Origin of the sequence: Parablautia muri (assembly GCF_009917485.1) — a bacterium.
In the GTDB taxonomy this organism is placed as follows: domain Bacteria; phylum Bacillota; class Clostridia; order Lachnospirales; family Lachnospiraceae; genus Suilimivivens; species Suilimivivens muri.
Window position 1 is genome coordinate 1 of record NZ_QZDT01000197.1, and the last position, 647, is coordinate 647.

Annotated in this window: 2 protein-coding genes; both read left to right on the forward strand. The window is 53.6% G+C overall.

Annotated features, from left to right (window positions below; all coding sequences use genetic code 11):
• The coding region (locus D5281_RS25195) for an IS66 family insertion sequence element accessory protein TnpB (RefSeq protein WP_160562570.1) at positions 1–289 on the forward strand (289 nt) is incomplete at its 5' end.
• Positions 290–303: 14 nt separating this feature from the next.
• A partial coding sequence (gene tnpB / locus D5281_RS25200; protein ID WP_160562571.1) for an IS66 family insertion sequence element accessory protein TnpB occupies positions 304–647 on the forward strand: 344 nt, incomplete at its 3' end.

Below are 647 nucleotides of genomic sequence, written 5' to 3' on the forward strand. Positions count from 1 at the left end.
ACAGCATGATATCTCTTTAAAAAGCTATTATTACTGGAACGCAAAGATCCGGAAGATGGCGCTTGAGGAACTGCCCCGAAAAAGGAATGGAGCCAGGCCGGTAATGGAGCAGACTGCATTGCTGCCGGATGGGGCTCCGGAATTTACGGAGGTATCCCTTCACGGCAGACAGGATTTCTCTGCCGCTCCTGCGGCAGTGCTCCATATCGGTACTGTGACGGTTGAACTCTTTGAAGATACTTCCCGCGAATTGCTGGAGGCTATCATGAAAGCAGTGCGGTCATGTTAGGCGACCTCTCCCGGGTGGAAAAGATCTATATACGCACCGGGTACACGGATATGAGAAAACAGCTGGATGGTCTGATCGATATCATCCAGTACAGCTTCCGGCTTGATCCTTACAGCAATTCCCTGTTCCTTTTCTGCGGGAAACGGGCGGACCGGATCAAGGCAGTCCACTATGAAGGAGACGGTTTCTGCCTGTTCTATAAGCGCTACGAAAAGGGCCGCCTAAAGTGGCCACGGACAGGCGAAGAAGCCAGACAGATCTCCCATCAACAGCTCCGCTGGCTGTTGGAGGGCCTGAACCCGGAGCAGCCCAGAGCGGTTCGGAAATGGGATCCCCCAAAGCCCGGGAAACCCGAAAA